Origin of the sequence: Mycobacterium tuberculosis complex sp. N0072 (assembly GCF_030323725.1) — a bacterium.
Taxonomy (GTDB): domain Bacteria; phylum Actinomycetota; class Actinomycetes; order Mycobacteriales; family Mycobacteriaceae; genus Mycobacterium; species Mycobacterium tuberculosis.
Map to the genome: position 1 here is coordinate 691,193 of NZ_CP040689.1, position 15,200 is coordinate 706,392.

Consider the following 15,200-nt stretch of genomic DNA (forward strand, 5'->3'; position numbering starts at 1 on the left):
CCGCGGTGCCAACGCTGGTGACGAGGAAGAACCGACGTGCGTGGCTGTATGTGGAGGGTGTTGTCCTGCTGTTGGTGGGCGCGTTGGTGCTCGTATTGGTGTACAAGCAGTTTCGTGGGGAATTCACGCCGAAGACCGAGCTGACTATGGTCGCCTCCCGGGCTGGGCTGGTTATGGAAGCTGGATCCAAAGTCACCTACAACGGGGTGGAGATCGGCCGGGTGGGCAGCATTTCGGAGATTGAGCGTGACGGCCGGCCGGCGGCGAAGCTGGTTTTGGACGTGAATCCTCGCTACATCAGCCTGATTCCGGTCAATGTGGTGGCCGATATCGAGGCGGCCACCCTGTTCGGCAACAAGTATGTTGCGCTGTCCGCGCCGAAAATTCCTCAACAGCAGCGGATTTCCTCACATGACGTGATTGATGTGGGGTCGGTGACCACCGAATTCAACACGTTGTTCGAGACGATCACCTCGATCGCCGAGAAGGTGGATCCGATCGAGCTGAACGCGACGCTGTCCGCGGTAGCACAGGCGCTGGATGGGCTGGGCGGCAAGTTCGGTGAGTCGATCGTTAATGGCAATCAGATTCTGGCGCAATTAAATCCGCGGCTGCCGCAGCTCGGCTATGATGTTCGGCGGTTGGCGGATCTCGGTGAGGTCTATGTCGATGCTTCGCCGGATCTGTGGTCCTTTCTGCAGAACGCACTGACCACTGCGCGCACATTGACCAGCCAACAGCGCGATCTGGATGCCGCGTTGTTGGCGGCTACGGGTGCGGGCAACACCGGTGAAGACGTTTTTGCTCGAGGCGGGCCGTATCTTGCGCGCGCAGCCGCCGATCTGGTGCCCACCGCTACGCTGCTGGACACCTACAGTCCCGAACTGTTCTGCATGATCCGCAACTTTCACGACGCTGCGCCCAAAGTCGCGGACGCGGTGGGCGGCAACGGCTATTCGCTAGCGGCCGCCGGAACGATTTTGGGAGCACCCAATCCCTATGTCTATCCGGACAATCTGCCGCGGGTGAATGCCCACGGTGGACCCGGGGGCCGACCGGGCTGCTGGCAGACGATCACCCGGGAGCTGTGGCCGGCACCCTATCTGGTGATGGACACCGGTGCCAGCCTCGCACCGTACAACCACGTCGAGCTCGGCCAACCGATGTTCACTGAATACGTATGGGGACGCCAATACGGAGAGAACACGATCAACCCATGAAAACCACAGGCACAACTATCAAACTCGGCATCGTCTGGTTGGTGCTGTCGGTGTTCACCGTGATGATCATCGTGGTGTTCGGGCAGGTGCGGTTCCATCACACCACCGGGTACTCCGCGGTGTTCACCCATGTCAGCGGGCTGCGGGCCGGGCAATTTGTCCGCGCTGCGGGCGTAGAGGTCGGCAAGGTCGCCAAGGTAACGCTGATCGACGGGGACAAGCAAGTATTGGTGGACTTCACCGTGGATCGCTCGCTGTCACTGGATCAGGCGACGACCGCCTCGATCCGCTACCTCAACCTGATCGGCGACCGGTACCTTGAGCTCGGCCGCGGTCACAGCGGTCAGCGGCTGGCGCCGGGTGCCACGATCCCGCTCGAGCACACCCATCCGGCCTTGGATCTCGACGCTCTGCTCGGCGGGTTTCGCCCACTCTTCCAAACGTTGGACCCAGACAAGGTCAACAGCATCGCCTCCTCGATCATCACCGTGTTCCAAGGGCAAGGCGCCACCATCAACGACATCCTCGACCAGACCGCCTCGCTGACGGCAACGCTGGCCGACCGGGACCATGCGATAGGTGAGGTCGTCAACAACTTGAACACCGTGCTGGCCACCACCGTCAAGCATCAAACGGAATTCGACCGCACGGTCGACAAGCTAGAGGTGCTGATCACTGGACTGAAGAACAGGGCGGACCCGCTGGCCGCGGCGGCGGCACACATCAGCAGCGCCGCGGGAACCCTAGCCGACCTGCTGGGGGCGGATCGTCCATTGCTGCACAGCAGCTTCGGGCACCTCGAGGGCATCCAGCAGCCGCTCATAGACGAGCTGGCAGAACTCGACCACGTGTTGGGCAAGCTGCCGGACGCCTACCGGATCATCGGCCGCGCCGGCGGCATATACGGTGACTTCTTCAACTTCTATCTGTGTGACATCTCACTGAAAGTCAACGGATTACAGCCTGGAGGTCCGGTACGCACCGTCAAGTTGTTCGGCCAGCCGACCGGCAGGTGCACACCGCAATGAGAACGCTGACCGAGTTCAACCGCGGCCGTGTCGGGATGATGGGTGCGGTGGTCACGGTGCTCGTCGTTGGTGTTGCGCAAAGCTTCACCAGCGTGCCGATGCTGTTCGCCACACCTACCTACTATGCGCAATTCGCCGACACGGGTGGCATCAACACGGGCGATAAGGTGGAAATCGCTGGGGTGAACGTCGGGCTGGTGCGCTCGCTGGCAATCCGCGGCAACCGCGTGTTGATCGGATTCTCGTTGCCCGGCAAGACAATCGGGATGCAAAGCCGGGCAGCAATTCGCACCGACACCATTCTTGGCCGTAAGAACCTGGAGATCGAACCCCGCGGTTCGGAGCCGTTGAAACCCAACGGTTTCCTGCCGTTGGCGCAGACCACTACGCCATACCAAATCTATGACGCGTTCGTCGATGTCACGAAGGCGGCGACGGGCTGGGACATCGATGCCGTCAAACGCTCGCTAAACGTGTTGTCGGAGACATTCGATCAGACCGCCCCGCATCTAAGTGCCGCCCTCGAGGGTGTCAAGGCATTCTCCGACACCGTCGGCCGGCGCGGCGAGCAGATCGAGCAACTGCTGGCGAACGCCAACAGGATCGCGCGCGTGCTCGGCGACCGCAGCGAGCAGGTCAACGGGCTGCTGGTGAATGCCAAGACGCTGCTGGCCGCGTTCAAGCAACGCAGCCAGGCACTGCGCATTCTGCTAACCAACGTGTCGGAGGCATCAGCCCAGGTATCTGGCCTGATCACAGACAACCCCAACCTCAACCATGTGCTGGCCCAGTTGCGCACGGTCAGCGAGGAGCTGGTGAAGCGCAAGAACGAATTGGCCGATGTAGCCGTCTTGCTCGGCAGATACACCGCGGCCCTGACAGAGGCCGTCGGTTCCGGACCGTTCTTCAAGGCGATGGTGGTCAATCTGCTGCCCTACCAGATTCTTCAGCCCTGGGTTGACGCGGCGTTCAAAAAGCGGGGCATCGACCCGGAGAACTTCTGGCGCAGTGCGGGTCTGCCGGAATTCCGCTGGCCCGACCCCAACGGCACCCGGTTCCCCAACGGCGCGCCGCCGGCGGCGCCACCGGTGCGGGAGGGTACACCCAAGCATCCGGGACCGGCCGTCCCGCCGGGAACGCCGTGCTCCTACACACCGGCGGCGGGCGCGTTGCCACGGCCCGACAACCCACTACCCTGCGCGGGCGCCACCGTTGGCCCGTTCGGTGGACCCGACTTCCCGGCACCGCTCGATGTCCAGCCGTCGCCGCCTAATCCCGATGGGCCGCCGCCGACGCCGGGCATCCTAAGTGCTGGGCGGCCGGGCGAGCCGGCTCCGGCTGTTCCGGGCATACCGATGCCGCTGCCGCCGAACGCGCCGCCGGGTGCCCGCACCCAACCGCTGGAGCCGTTTCCTGACGGGACGGGAGGTAGCAACCAATGAGCACCATCTTCGACATCCGCAGCCTGCGACTGCCGAAACTGTCTGCAAAGGTAGTGGTCGTCGGCGGGTTGGTGGTGGTCTTGGCGGTCGTGGCCGCTGCGGCCGGCGCGCGGCTCTACCGGAAACTGACTACCACTACCGTGGTCGCGTATTTCTCTGAGGCGCTCGCGCTGTACCCAGGAGACAAAGTCCAGATCATGGGTGTGCGGGTCGGTTCTATCGACAAGATCGAGCCGGCCGGCGACAAGATGCGAGTCACGTTGCACTACAGCAACAAATACCAGGTGCCGGCCACGGCTACCGCGTCGATCCTCAACCCCAGCCTGGTGGCCTCGCGCACCATCCAGCTGTCACCGCCGTACACCGGCGGCCCGGTCTTGCAAGACGGCGCGGTGATCCCAATCGAGCGCACCCAGGTGCCCGTCGAGTGGGATCAGTTGCGCGATTCCATCAATGGGATCCTCCGCCAGCTCGGCCCGACGGAGCGGCAGCCGAAGGGGCCGTTCGGCGACCTCATCGAATCGGCCGCGGACAACCTGGCCGGCAAGGGCAGGCAGCTCAACGAAACGCTGAACAGTTTGTCGCAGGCGTTGACCGCGCTGAACGAGGGCCGGGGAGACTTCGTTGCGATCACGCGAAGCCTGGCGCTATTTGTCAGCGCGCTCTACCAGAATGATCAACAGTTCGTTGCGCTCAACGAAAACCTTGCCGAGTTCACCGACTGGTTCACCAAATCCGACCATGACTTGGCCGACACGGTGGAACGGATCGACGACGTTCTCGGCACCGTCCGAAAGTTCGTGAGCGACAACAGATCCGTGCTGGCTGCCGATGTCAACAACCTCGCCGACGCGACCACTACACTAGTGCAACCCGAGCCGCGGGACGGTCTGGAAACCGCGTTGCACGTGTTGCCGACCTACGCCAGCAACTTCAACAACCTTTACTATCCACTGCACAGCTCTCTGGTGGGCCAGTTCGTGTTCCCCAACTTCGCGAACCCAATTCAGCTCATTTGCAGCGCTATTCAGGCCGGCAGCCGACTCGGCTATCAGGAATCCGCCGAGCTGTGCGCGCAGTACTTGGCACCGGTTCTGGACGCTCTCAAGTTCAATTACTTGCCGTTCGGCTCAAACCCGTTCAGTTCGGCGGCCACTTTGCCCAAGGAGGTGGCTTACTCCGAGGAGCGGCTCCGCCCGCCGCCCGGGTACAAGGACACCACTGTCCCAGGGATCTTCTCGCGGGACACACCGTTTTCACACGGCAACCATGAACCGGGCTGGGTCGTTGCGCCCGGGATGCAGGGTATGCAGGTTCAGCCGTTTACCGCGAACATGCTCACCCCGGAATCGCTGGCAGAGCTGCTGGGTGGTCCGGATATTGCCCCCCCGCCGCCGGGAACCAACTTGCCCGGACCGCCGAATGCGTATGACGAGTCCAATCCGTTGCCGCCGCCGTGGTACCCGCAGCCCGCGTCCCTCCCGGCTGCGGGCGCCACAGGACAGCCAGGCCCGGGCCAGTGAGGTGCGGCGTGAGCGCGGGTAGCGCGAACGGCAAGCCGAACCGTTGGACCCTGAGGTGCGGCGTGAGCGCGGGTCACCGTGGATCGGTGTTCTTGCTGGCGGTCTTGCTGGCCCCGGTGGTTTTGACTTCGTGTACCTGGCGTGGCATCGCCAATGTGCCGCTGCCGGTCGGCCGGGGTATGGGTCCGGATCGCATGACGATCTACGTGCAGATGCCTGACACGCTGGCGCTGAACACTAACAGCCGGGTCAGGGTTGCCGACGTCTGGGTCGGTACGGTGCGTGACATCAGCCTGAGGAACTGGATCGCGACCCTGACGCTGGAGCTCGAGCCGACCGTGCGGCTACCGGCAAATGCGACCGCGAAGATCGGCCAGACCAGCCTGTTAGGCACACAACATGTCGAGCTGGCCGCACCGCCAATCCCGTCACCGCAGCCGCTGAAAAGCGGCGACACCATCGGCCTGAAGAACTCCTCGGCCTACCCTACCGTCGAACGGACCTTGGCCAGCGTCGCGTTGATCCTCACCGGCGGCGGCATCGTCAACCTCGACGTGATTCAAACCGAGATCCTCAACATCCTTGACGGCCATGCCGGTCAGATTCGCGAATTCCTCGAGCGGCTAGCCACTTTCACCGCCGAGCTGAACAACCAACGCGGCGATCTGACTCGCGCAATCGACTCAACCAACCAACTCCTGACCATCATCGCCAACCGCAACGACACGCTGGATCGGGTGCTCACTGACGTCCCACCGCTGATCGAGCATTTCGCCGACACCGGTCAGCTGTTCGCTGACGCCACCGAATCCTTGGGGCGGTTCAGCGAAGTCGCCAACCGGGCGCTGGCGGCTACCCGGCCTAACCTTCACCAGACGCTGCAGTCGTTGCAGCGGCCGTTAAGGCAATTGGAACGGGCTTCGCCGTATGTGGTCGGCGCGTTGAAGCTAGGCCTCACCGCTCCGTTCAACATCGACGAGGTGCCAAACGTTATCCGCGGCGACTACGTCAACGTGTCCGCGACGTTCGACGTGACGCTTTCTGCACTCGACAACGCACTGCTGAGCGGAACGGGCATCTCGGGAATGTTGCGTGCGCTCGAGCAGGCGTGGGGACGGGATCCGGACACCATGATCCCGGATGTCCGCTACACGCCGAACCCGAATGACGCGCCGGGCGGACCGCTGGTGGAAAGGGCTGAGTGAGGAGATGCTGACTCGCGCTATCAAGACCCAGCTGGTGTTGTTGACGGTGTTGGCGGTCATCGCGGTGGTGGTCCTTGGTTGGTATTTCCTGCGGATACCCAGCCTGGTCGGCATCGGTCGATACACGCTTTATGCCGAATTGCCTCGGTCCGGGGGTCTATACCGAACAGCCAACGTCACATATCGGGGCATCACCATAGGGAAGGTCACCGGCGTCGAACCAACCGAGCGGGGCGCGCGAGCAACCATGAGCATCGACAATGGCTACCAGATCCCCACCGACGCCTCGGCCAATGTGCACTCAGTGTCGGCGGTCGGCGAGCAGTTCGTTGACCTGGTGTCGACCCGCACCAGCGGTCCGTATCTGCGGCATGGGCAGACGATCACCACGACTACGGTCCCCAGCCAGATTGGCCCGGCGCTGGACGCCGCCAACCGTGGATTGGCAGTGCTGCCCAAAGACCGGGTCGCGTCGGTGCTGCACGAGGCGTCGGAGGCCGTGGGCGGGCTGGGATCCTCACTGAATCGCCTCATCGAAGCCACCCAGGCAATCGCCCACGATGTCAGGGGCAGCCTCGAGGACATCGACGACATCATCGAGCGTTCGGCGCCTATCATCGATAGCCAGGTCAATTCCGGCAACGAGATCGCCCGCTGGGCCGCCAACCTCAACACGCTGGCCGCTCAGACCGCGCAGACCGATCCGGCGGTGCGAAGCATTCTGGCCAACGCGGCACCGACTGCCGATCAGGTCAACGCCACGTTCAGCGACGTGCGGGAGTCGTTGCCGCAGACGCTGGCCAATCTCGAGGTCGTAATCGATATGCTCAAGCGCTACCACAACGGCGTCGAGCAGGCGTTGGTGTTCTTGCCGCAGTCCGGCGCGATCGCCCAGTCGGTTACTACAGAGTTCCCCGGCCAGGCCGGACTGGGTGTCGGCGGCCTGGCGCTCAACCAACCACCGCCGTGCCTGACCGGCTTCCTGCCGGCGTCGGAGTGGCGGTCACCTGCTGACACCAGCACCGCACCGCTACCCAAGGGCACCTACTGCAGGATTCCGATGGACGCGAGCAATGTGGTTCGTGGAGCACGCAACAACCCGTGTGTAGACGTGCCCGGCAAGCGGGCGGCGACCCCGCGGGAATGCCGCAGCAATGAAGCTTATGTGCCCGGGGGCACCAATCCCTGGTATGGGGACCCCAACCAGATGCTCAGCTGTCCCGCGCCGGCCGCGCGTTGTGACCAGCCGGTGAAGCCAGGCCAGGTGATCCCGGCGCCGTCAGTTAACAATGGCATCAACCCGCTGCCCGCCGATCAGCTGCCAGGCACACCTCCACCGGTCAACGATCCTTTGCAGCGACCTGGGTCAGGCACCGTCCAGTGCAATGGGCAACAACCCAACCCGTGCGTCTACACCCCGAGCACATTTCCTACAACCATTTACGACGTGCAGAGCGGCAAAGTCGTAGCACCCGACGGTGTGGTGTATTCCGTTGAGGCTTCGACTCATGCCGGAGCCGACGGATGGAAGGTGATGCTGGCACCAACCGGCTGAGCCGGCGCGATCAGGTACCGGCGGATTCGCGCTGGTCAAGAAAGGCAACCGTCAGATCGTTATGACCTCGACGTCGGGCATGGCGGCGTAGTCGTTGTCTTGGGTCAGGATCGCAATGCCGTGCGCCACGGCTGTGGCCGCAATCCAGCTGTCGTTGATCGGCACGCGCAGTTTGGCGGCGCGCAGCTTGGACACCAGTAATGCCCATGCTTCGGAGACCGCCTCGTCGATGCCTAGTGGTTCGAACCGTTGCGCAAGCTGGTAGGTGGAGAGCCGACGTGCGGCGGCCTCGGGGCCGGAGGCTTGCAACACCCCGAGCCGCAGCTCGCCGAGTGTGACTACCGAGACGCCCCATTCGTATCCCGCAAACCGGTCCGGGTCGAATCGTGTCGCCTCGATGCCAATGAAAACGGATGTGTCGGCGAGGGCGCGCCGTACGTTCACCACCGCACATCGTCCGTGGTTTGCGTCAGCGTCTCTCGCAGCTCCTCGCCCAGATTGGTGGTATCGGGGCCCAAGCGCACCAGTTCGCCGATCACCTCGGCAGCTGGCAACCATTGGCGGCGCCGCTTGAGCGGAACGATGCGCGCTACGGGGCGATTGTCCTTGAGCACCTCGATTTCCTCGCCGGCGGCAACTCGCCGCAGTACCTCGGCGGTGTGGTTGCGAAGATCGCGAGCGGGTATCGTAGCAGACATGCTACGAGTGTAGCGGAGCTGCTGTCGCGCCGCCTCGTCTCGATGTCTGCGGTCACGATCTCCGCAGGTTACGGCCGCTGCTGTGCCCGCAGTCGCCCGCGATGGTGGGCCCGTCGGGGTAGATTGCGAGCGCGCCCGGACGGAGGCCGCCGATGCCGAAGTGCCGTGATTTGTTCGAAGAGTTAGCCGGCCCAGAGCGTGCTAACGGGTAACGCCGCGAGCGTTGGGCCGAACGGGGTGGCTTCCGGCGCGGCGGTGAGCAGCACGCCGAACTGAAATCGATCATCGAGCCGCTCGGCCAGATAACGTAGGCCACGCAGGTCCTCGGCTCGCGGCGTGCTGGTCGCCTTGACCTCGATGCCGCAGACCCGACCATCGGGATGTTCGAGCACCAGATCGACCTCGGCGCCGCCGCGGTCGCGAAAATGCCACAGACTCGGCCGTTCGGTCGACCAGGTGAGCTGTTTGCGAATCTCGTTCGCCACGAAAGTCTCCAGTAGCGGGCCGAGTGGACGGCCGGGGCGATCCAGCGTCGCACCGGTAACGCCGAGCAGGTGACACGCCAGGCCACTGTCCGAGACCACCAGTTTCGGTCGGCGAATCACCTTGCGGCTCAGGTTGGTCGACCAGGCCGGCACCCGGTGGATAAGGAACGCCGCTTCCAGCAGGGCCAGATAGCCAGCGGTGGTGCGAGCCGGGATCGACAGGTCGTTCGCCAGTGCGCTCACGTTGAGCTCGGCGCCGGTACGCGCGGCGCAGAGCCGAAGCACACGCGGCATTTCGGCAAGCCGCTCGATCGGCGAAATCTCGCGGATCACCGACTGCGTCGCCGTCGTGAGATAGTTGTCGAACCACGCGCGACGCCTCGACGGCGATCGGGCGACGATGTCCGGGAAGCCTCCGGTGGCGATCCTGTCGACCAGATCGGCGCGGCGCATATCGGAGCCGTGGATCAGCTCGCGTGGTGCGGTGAACAGCGCATCGACGAAACCGTCCGCGATTCCGGCCCGCTCACCTTGCGAGAACGGCCAGAGTTCGATGATTTCGACCCGCCCGACGAGCGCGTCGGCCATGTCAGGAGCCGAGAGCAGCCTCGCTGAACCCGTGAGCAGGAACCTGCCCGGCCTGCGATCCCGGTCGACCTCTGCCTTGATCGCCCGAAACAGCCCCGGCTCGAGCTGGGCTTCGTCGATGACGAGCGTGTCCACCGGCCGGGATACGAATGCGCGGGGATCGTCGCGGGCGGCGTCGCGGTTGGCGACGTCGTCAAGCGAGACGACTTCGCTGGATCCCGGATAGTCAAGTCGCGCGACCAGTGTTGTTTTGCCGACCTGACGCGCGCCGTTGACAACGACGACCGGGGTGTCGGCGAGCGCGGCCAGCACCGAGGGCGCGATCGCGCGTTCGACGACTCCCATGCGGACAGAATACGCTGCCGATTTGTCTACCTATTGGCTGCCGATTCGTCCCCATTAGCGGTGCGGATTAGTCCACATCATCGCTGCGGATCCGTCCGACGGCGGCCCTGAGCCACGTGGCCGACGAAGAACGCTCGGAGGCGCTGCTGCGGGAGCGCTCGCTGCACTACGTGGCCAGTAGCCGGGCGGGGGACATGTTGGTGGTGACCTGGAGCGGACAGCGGTCGGAGTTGTTGAGTCAGCTGAAGATTCACGCGGCGACAACGACGTGGACGCCGATCTTTTCGTAAGTGTCCTTGGCTCGAGCATCGCGTGTGGCGAGTTCAGCCCGGTGCTCGGCGGCGGCAAGGGCCACGAGAGCGTCATAGACCGCGCCACCAGTGATCTCGAATTGGGCCAGCACGCGTGGGAGATGTTCAGTGGTGCGGGAACTCAACAACAGCGGTGCCGCAAAGCGTTCGGTAAGAAGCCGCGCGGCGTCCATCGGTGCCAGTCGTAGGTCACGCGGCAGGCGGGTCAGCACGGAGTAGGTTTCGGCCAGGGCGTGCCCGCACAGCGCGGCCTCCCGATGTGCCCACCAGGCGACAACCGCCGCATGCGCGGTATGGGTCCGTACCAGCAACGGAATCGCGACGCTGGTGTCCACTGCCAGCGGCGGTTTCACTTCCGGCCGCTATCGATAAGGCCGAACACGACCTCATCGTCGATCGTGGTCTCACCGGTGGCCACCAGTACGCCATTCTCCTCTTCGAGACGCGCTGTTCGTCCGGTGGGAATCAGGTGGAGACCAGCGCCATAGCGGGATATTTCCACGGTGGACCCCGGTTGCAGCCCCAAGGCTTCGCGCAGCGGTTTGGGTACGACGATGCGGCCAGCCGCATCCACAACAGCCTTCATGGGAATACGATACCAATGGCTTCCCACTCAGGTGCGGAAGTCGACTCACCGCCGTTACCACGACCCCGACGACCACACCGTCAGCTGCGGCGCGGCGTGGCGACTATTGGTCGCTAGTGTCGTGCTCCCGATTCGGGTCCTTTGTATCTGATGACGTGATCCGCGGAAGCTCCTCGTGGAAGGGCGGCCGCGGTGTGGGGAGGGTGATGCGGAGTTCGGCCCCGCCGTCGGGGTGGTTGGTGGCGTTGGCATGTCCGCCGTGGGTGGTGGTGAGGGCGGCGACGATGGCCAGGCCGAGGCCGCTGCCGCGACCGCCGCGGGCGGTGTCGGCGCGGGTGAATCGGTCGAAGGCGACGGGAAGAAAGTGGTCGGCGAATCCGGGGCCGTGGTCGCGGACGCCGATGTCGACTGCACCGTCGCGGGCGTGCGCGGTGACAGCGATTTCACCGTCCCCGTGGGTGATGGCGTTGTCGAGCACGGCGGTGAGGATTCGGCGCAGGTGGTCCGGATCGATCGAGACGAACAGGTCCGGTTCCGCGCGTGTGGTGATGTCCGCTCCAGTAGCGGCGAAGCGGGCCACGCTCTCGTGCAGCAGGGGAGTGATCGGCACCGCTTTGGCGGAGGGGTGGGATTCGGGGCGGTCGGCGCGGGCCAGGGTGAGCAGTTGGTCGGCCAGTCCGCTGAGCCGGCGGGTTTCTTCGAGCGCGGAGCGCAGGGCGGCGCTCAGCTGGTCGGCGGGTCTGGGCCGGCGCAGCGCAGTTCGAGTTCGGTGGTCAGCAGTGCCAACGGGGTGCGTAATTCGTGGCTGGCGTCGGCGACGAACTGTTGTTCGTGGGCGAGGGCCCGTTGCAGTCGGGTGAGCATGGTGTTGAGAGTCGTTGCTAGCCAAGCGATCTCGTCGTCGGTGGGAGGTACCGGCAGCGGCGCGTCGGTGTCGGGGTGCGGCGTGGTGGTCAGTGTTTGCGCCGCCGCGCGGATCCGGTCGACGGGCCGCAGCGCGGCGCGGCTGAGCAGGTAGGCGGCCACCGCGGCGATGACGAGCACGATCGGCAGGATGGTCACCAATTCCCGGACCAGATCGGCGGTGATGTCGTCGGTGAGCCCGCGCAGCGCGCCATCGGGGTCGGCTTCGTGAGCGGCGTCGCGGAACTGGACGACGGTGACGGCACCGGCTGCTGCCAGAACGAGCGCCATGGCGGCGCTGAAGACGAGGGTGAGTCGCCATCGGATGGGCCACTCAGCGGGGGAGCGCATGCCGTCCTCCGTCCTTGCGCAGCCGGTATCCGGCACCGCGAATGGTTTCCAGCGAGGTGACGCCGAAGGGCCGGTCGATCTTGTCGCGCAGGTAGCGGATGTAGACGTCGACGATGTTGGAGCGGGCCTCGTAGGCGGCGTCCCAGCAGCGTTCCAGCAGCTGGGCGCGGGTGTGGACGATGCCGGGACGGCGGATCAGGGCTTCCAGCAGGGTGAATTCCTTGTGACTGAGCCGGATTTCGGTGTCGGCACGCCAGACTCGGTGTTCGCTCGGGTCCAGGCGTAGATCGCCGGCCTCCAGCGTCGGTGGGCGTGGGATGGGCCCGCGCCGTGACAGCGCGCGCAACCGGGCGAACAGTTCGTCGAGGTTGAACGGTTTGGTGAGGTAATCGTCGGCGCCGCCGTCTAGGCCCGCGATGCGGTCGGTGACCGCGCCGCGGGCGGTAAGCATCAGCACCGGTGTCCACACCCGCTGCCGTCGCAGCCGCGCGCATACCTCGAACCCGTCGATACCGGGCAGCATCACATCCAGCACCACCGCGTCGTAGTCACCGCCGTCGACGGCCGCCACCGCATGGCGGCCGTCGGCAACGGTGTCGACCGTGTGGCCCTCCTCGGTCAGCGCCCGCGCCAGCAGCACCGTCATCTTGGGCTCGTCCTCGACCACCAGGATGCGCACACCCGACACCCTGCCGCATGCCCGGCCCGGGCCGCGACCAGCTCTCATCGTCGTTTCATCTGCCACCCCTACCGTCGGAGCCGCACACCGTCACAGCGAGGTAGACAGATCAGGAGAAAGCGATGAATCGCATCGTGCAGTTCGGAGTTTCCGCCGTGGCCGCGGCGGCGATCGGCATCGGAGCCGGGTCGGGGATCGCGGCGGCGTTCGACGGCGAGGACGAGGTGACCGGCCCCGACGCCGACCGCGCGCGCGCCGCCGCGGTGCAGGCGGTCCCGGGCGGCACCGCCGGAGAAGTCGAGACCGAGACCGGCGAAGGCGCCGCCGCCTACGGCGTGCTGGTCACCCGGCCCGACGGCACCCGTGTCGAGGTCCACCTGGACCGGGATTTCCGGGTTCTGGACACCGAACCGGCCGACGGGGACGGCGGTTAGCATCGGCGCATGCCCGCACCGGGCCACCGATAGCCTCCGGGTGCGCACCGATGAGATCTAGCGAGGAGACCATGATCAGGCGACGAGGCGCCCGTATGGCCGCGCTGCTGGCGGCGGCCGCGCTGGCACTGACCGCATGCGCGGGCAGCGACGACAAGGGCGAACCCGACGACGGCGGGGACCGGGGCGCATCCTTGGCCACCACCAGCGATGCGGACTGGAAGCCGGTGGCCGACATTCTCGGCCGAACCGGCAAGCTGAACGATGGCAGCGTCTACAAAATCGGGTTTGCGCGCTCGGATCTGAGCGTGCAGACCAAGGGGGTGACCGTCGCCCCCGCGCTGTCACTCGGGTCGTGGGTCGCGTTCGCCCGCACCCCCGACGGGCAGACCATGCTGATGGGAGATCTGGTGGTCACCGAAGACGAGCTGGCCTCGGTGACCGACGCCGTGCAGGCCGGCGGCCTGCAGCAGACCGCGCTGCACAAGCACCTGCTCGAGCAGTCGCCGCCGATCTGGTGGACCCACATCGCCGGCCACGGCGACGCCGCCGACCTGGCCCGTGCGGTCCGGTCGGCGCTGGATGCCACCGACACACCACCGCCCGCCCCGGCAACTTCCGGCCAGACCAGCTTGGACCTGGACACCGCGGCCATCGATGAGGCGCTGGGCCGCTCCGGCACCATCGCGGGCGGGGTGTACAAATTCTTCATCGCCCGCCGCGATCCGGTCACCATGTCCGGCATGCTCATCCCCCCGTCCATGGGTCTGGCTACCGCCCTCAACTTCCAGCCCACCGGCAACGGCCGCGCGGCGATCAACGGCGATTTCGTCATGACCGCCGCCGAGGTCCAAGACGTCGTCCAAGCACTGCGCGGCGGCGGAATCGACATCGTCGCCATACACAACCACGGGTTCGACGAACAACCACGCCTGTTCTACATGCACTTCTGGGCCGAGAACGACGCCGTCGCACTCGCCCGCACGCTACGCGCCGCGGTGGACGCCACCGCGGCCCGGTGACCCCGCGCCCCGGCGCATACCGACCCGCCGCGAACCACCGGTGGCGGACGTGGTCATGCAGGCGTCGTGCGATGACGTCCTCGTTCAATGGGCCATGTTCGGCCGGGATCCTCGCCACGGCACGGTCGCATGGAACGCTTCGGCCACGGTGGCCACCCTATGCCGCGTCGAGCCGGGGCTGCCAACTGTTGCGCGGTGAGTGGTCGGTAGTTGTCGGTGGCGTGCTGTAGGAACAGAGGTATGAATCTCGCGGCGTGGGCCGAGCGCAATGGCGTCGCGCGGGTGACCGCGTATCGCTGGTTCCACGCTGGGCTCTTGCCGGTCCCGGCCCGGAAGGTTGGTCGACTCATTCTGGTCGACGAGCTGGCTAGCGAGGCTGGCGCGCAGCCAAAGACTGCGGTGTACGCGCGGGTGTCGTCGGCTGATCAGAAGTCTGATTTGGATCGGCAGGTGGCGCGGGTGACTTCGTGGGCCACAGCCGAACAGATCCCGGTCGACAAGGTTGTCACCGAGGTCGGGTCGGTGCTCAACGGGCACCGACGTAAGTTCCCTGCGGTGCTGCGCGATCTGTCGGTCACGCGGATTGTGGTTGAGCATCGGGATCGGTTCTGCCGGTTCGGTTCGGAGTATGTCCACGCTGCGCTGGCCGCTCAGGGTCGGGAGTTGGTCGTGGTGGACTCGGCCGAGGTTGACGATGACCTGGTATGGGATATGACCGAGATTCTGACCTCGATGTGCGCAAGGTTGTATGGCAAACGTGCTGCTCAGAACCGGGCCAAGCGGGCCGTCGCGGCTGCCGCTGTCGATGATCATGAGGCGGCCTGA

The 15,200-nt window shown here is 65.3% G+C and carries 17 protein-coding genes and 2 pseudogenes; 10 read left to right on the top strand and 9 right to left on the bottom strand.

The genetic code is table 11. From position 1 onward, the window contains the following. Positions 1 to 5: 5 nt before the first annotated feature. The 6 genes from FF952_RS03100 (at position 6) to FF952_RS03125 (ending at position 7,973) form a co-directional block, all read left to right on the top strand. A complete protein-coding gene (locus FF952_RS03100; RefSeq protein ID WP_003403104.1) occupies positions 6 to 1,220 on the top strand; it encodes an MCE family protein in 1,215 nt (404 codons plus the stop codon). Continuing rightward, a complete protein-coding gene (locus FF952_RS03105; RefSeq protein ID WP_003403107.1) occupies positions 1,217 to 2,248 on the top strand; it encodes an MCE family protein in 1,032 nt (343 codons plus the stop codon). The genes FF952_RS03100 and FF952_RS03105 overlap by 4 nt, the downstream gene beginning before the upstream one ends. Next, positions 2,245 to 3,690 (top strand): virulence factor Mce family protein, encoded by a 1,446-nt coding sequence (locus FF952_RS03110; protein ID WP_003903076.1) that lies wholly within the window; start codon positions 2,245 to 2,247, stop codon positions 3,688 to 3,690. Before FF952_RS03105 ends, FF952_RS03110 begins: the two co-directional genes overlap by 4 nt. After that, on the top strand, positions 3,687 to 5,213 hold the full coding sequence (locus FF952_RS03115) for a virulence factor Mce family protein (protein WP_003403112.1): 1,527 nt from the start codon (positions 3,687 to 3,689) through the stop codon (positions 5,211 to 5,213). The genes FF952_RS03110 and FF952_RS03115 overlap by 4 nt, the downstream gene beginning before the upstream one ends. A 62-nt stretch (positions 5,214 to 5,275) precedes the next feature. Then, positions 5,276 to 6,418 (top strand): virulence factor Mce family protein, encoded by a 1,143-nt coding sequence (locus FF952_RS03120; RefSeq protein WP_003911253.1) that lies wholly within the window; start codon positions 5,276 to 5,278, stop codon positions 6,416 to 6,418. Positions 6,419 to 6,422: 4 nt separating this feature from the next. Further along, entirely contained in the window at positions 6,423 to 7,973 is a 1,551-nt protein-coding gene (locus tag FF952_RS03125) for an MCE family protein (protein WP_003403119.1), read from the top strand. A gap of 51 nt (positions 7,974 to 8,024) precedes the next feature. Here the strand turns inward: FF952_RS03125 and vapC4 are convergent, their stop codons facing one another. The 3 genes from vapC4 to FF952_RS03140 form a co-directional block, all read right to left on the bottom strand. Continuing rightward, positions 8,025 to 8,417: a type II toxin-antitoxin system toxin ribonuclease C4 gene (vapC4, locus tag FF952_RS03130; RefSeq protein ID WP_003403122.1), complete on the bottom strand. Its 393-nt coding sequence runs from the start codon at positions 8,415 to 8,417 to the stop codon at positions 8,025 to 8,027. After that, positions 8,414 to 8,671 carry a type II toxin-antitoxin system antitoxin VapB4 gene (gene vapB4, locus FF952_RS03135; protein WP_003403125.1) on the bottom strand — a complete coding sequence of 86 codons (258 nt, stop codon included), beginning with the start codon at positions 8,669 to 8,671 and terminating at the stop codon, positions 8,414 to 8,416. Before vapB4 ends, vapC4 begins: the two co-directional genes overlap by 4 nt. Positions 8,672 to 8,853: 182 nt before the next feature. Further along, positions 8,854 to 10,089 carry an ATP-binding protein gene (locus tag FF952_RS03140; RefSeq protein ID WP_003403128.1) on the bottom strand — a complete coding sequence of 412 codons (1,236 nt, stop codon included), beginning with the start codon at positions 10,087 to 10,089 and terminating at the stop codon, positions 8,854 to 8,856. Between the two features lie 101 nt (positions 10,090 to 10,190). Between FF952_RS03140 and FF952_RS20670 the strand changes: the two are divergent. Further along, positions 10,191 to 10,379: pseudogene (locus tag FF952_RS20670) on the top strand (hypothetical protein); the annotation flags it as partial. On the opposite strand, the gene FF952_RS03145 reads toward FF952_RS20670, so the two are convergent. The 5 genes from FF952_RS03145 to tcrA all read right to left on the bottom strand — a co-directional run bounded on the left by FF952_RS03145 (position 10,340) and on the right by tcrA (position 12,919). Continuing rightward, complete coding sequence (locus FF952_RS03145; RefSeq protein ID WP_003403137.1) at positions 10,340 to 10,753, bottom strand: type II toxin-antitoxin system VapC family toxin; 414 nt, start codon at positions 10,751 to 10,753, stop codon at positions 10,340 to 10,342. The pseudogene FF952_RS20670 and the gene FF952_RS03145 overlap by 40 nt on opposite strands. Further along, the gene (gene vapB27 / locus FF952_RS03150) at positions 10,750 to 10,986 is read right to left on the bottom strand and encodes a type II toxin-antitoxin system antitoxin VapB27 (RefSeq protein ID WP_003403139.1); all 237 of its coding nucleotides are present in this window, start codon (positions 10,984 to 10,986) and stop codon (positions 10,750 to 10,752) included. The genes FF952_RS03145 and vapB27 overlap by 4 nt, the downstream gene beginning before the upstream one ends. Positions 10,987 to 11,089: 103 nt before the next feature. Continuing rightward, positions 11,090 to 11,596, bottom strand: a complete 507-nt coding sequence (locus FF952_RS03155) for a two component system sensor kinase HK1 (protein ID WP_003900973.1) — start codon at positions 11,594 to 11,596, stop codon at positions 11,090 to 11,092. A gap of 113 nt (positions 11,597 to 11,709) precedes the next feature. Then, positions 11,710 to 12,240: a two component system sensor kinase HK2 gene (locus tag FF952_RS03160; RefSeq protein WP_003917320.1), complete on the bottom strand. Its 531-nt coding sequence runs from the start codon at positions 12,238 to 12,240 to the stop codon at positions 11,710 to 11,712. After that, positions 12,224 to 12,919 (bottom strand): two-component system response regulator TcrA, encoded by a 696-nt coding sequence (gene tcrA / locus FF952_RS03165; protein ID WP_200861092.1) that lies wholly within the window; start codon positions 12,917 to 12,919, stop codon positions 12,224 to 12,226. Before tcrA ends, FF952_RS03160 begins: the two co-directional genes overlap by 17 nt. A gap of 122 nt (positions 12,920 to 13,041) precedes the next feature. On the opposite strand from tcrA, the gene FF952_RS03170 reads away from it, so the two are divergent. Both FF952_RS03170 and FF952_RS03175 read left to right on the top strand, forming a co-directional pair. Next, the gene (locus FF952_RS03170) at positions 13,042 to 13,353 is read left to right on the top strand and encodes a PepSY domain-containing protein (RefSeq protein ID WP_003403164.1); all 312 of its coding nucleotides are present in this window, start codon (positions 13,042 to 13,044) and stop codon (positions 13,351 to 13,353) included. 71 nt (positions 13,354 to 13,424) lie between these two features. Next, a complete protein-coding gene (locus FF952_RS03175) occupies positions 13,425 to 14,375 on the top strand; it encodes a DUF1259 domain-containing protein (protein WP_003907436.1) in 951 nt (316 codons plus the stop codon). 52 nt (positions 14,376 to 14,427) lie between these two features. Here the strand turns inward: FF952_RS03175 and FF952_RS20885 are convergent. Further along, positions 14,428 to 14,522: pseudogene (locus FF952_RS20885) on the bottom strand (hypothetical protein); the annotation flags it as partial. 93 nt (positions 14,523 to 14,615) lie between these two features. On the opposite strand from FF952_RS20885, the gene FF952_RS03180 reads away from it, so the two are divergent. Continuing rightward, on the top strand, positions 14,616 to 15,200 hold the full coding sequence (locus FF952_RS03180; protein ID WP_003403171.1) for an IS607-like element IS1536 family transposase: 585 nt from the start codon (positions 14,616 to 14,618) through the stop codon (positions 15,198 to 15,200).

Coding starts and splice junctions, on each gene's coding strand:
- FF952_RS03170 (WP_003403164.1), top strand. CDS start 13,042: ATGAATCGCATCGTGCAGTTCGGAGTTTCCGCCGTGGCCGCGGCGGCG.
- FF952_RS03115 (WP_003403112.1), top strand. CDS start 3,687: ATGAGCACCATCTTCGACATCCGCAGCCTGCGACTGCCGAAACTGTCT.
- FF952_RS03110 (WP_003903076.1), top strand. CDS start 2,245: ATGAGAACGCTGACCGAGTTCAACCGCGGCCGTGTCGGGATGATGGGT.
- FF952_RS03180 (WP_003403171.1), top strand. CDS start 14,616: ATGAATCTCGCGGCGTGGGCCGAGCGCAATGGCGTCGCGCGGGTGACC.
- vapB4 (WP_003403125.1), bottom strand. CDS start 8,671: ATGTCTGCTACGATACCCGCTCGCGATCTTCGCAACCACACCGCCGAG.
- FF952_RS03175 (WP_003907436.1), top strand. CDS start 13,425: ATGATCAGGCGACGAGGCGCCCGTATGGCCGCGCTGCTGGCGGCGGCC.
- FF952_RS03105 (WP_003403107.1), top strand. CDS start 1,217: ATGAAAACCACAGGCACAACTATCAAACTCGGCATCGTCTGGTTGGTG.
- vapB27 (WP_003403139.1), bottom strand. CDS start 10,986: ATGAAGGCTGTTGTGGATGCGGCTGGCCGCATCGTCGTACCCAAACCG.
- FF952_RS03125 (WP_003403119.1), top strand. CDS start 6,423: ATGCTGACTCGCGCTATCAAGACCCAGCTGGTGTTGTTGACGGTGTTG.
- FF952_RS03140 (WP_003403128.1), bottom strand. CDS start 10,089: ATGGGAGTCGTCGAACGCGCGATCGCGCCCTCGGTGCTGGCCGCGCTC.
- FF952_RS03160 (WP_003917320.1), bottom strand. CDS start 12,240: ATGCGCTCCCCCGCTGAGTGGCCCATCCGATGGCGACTCACCCTCGTC.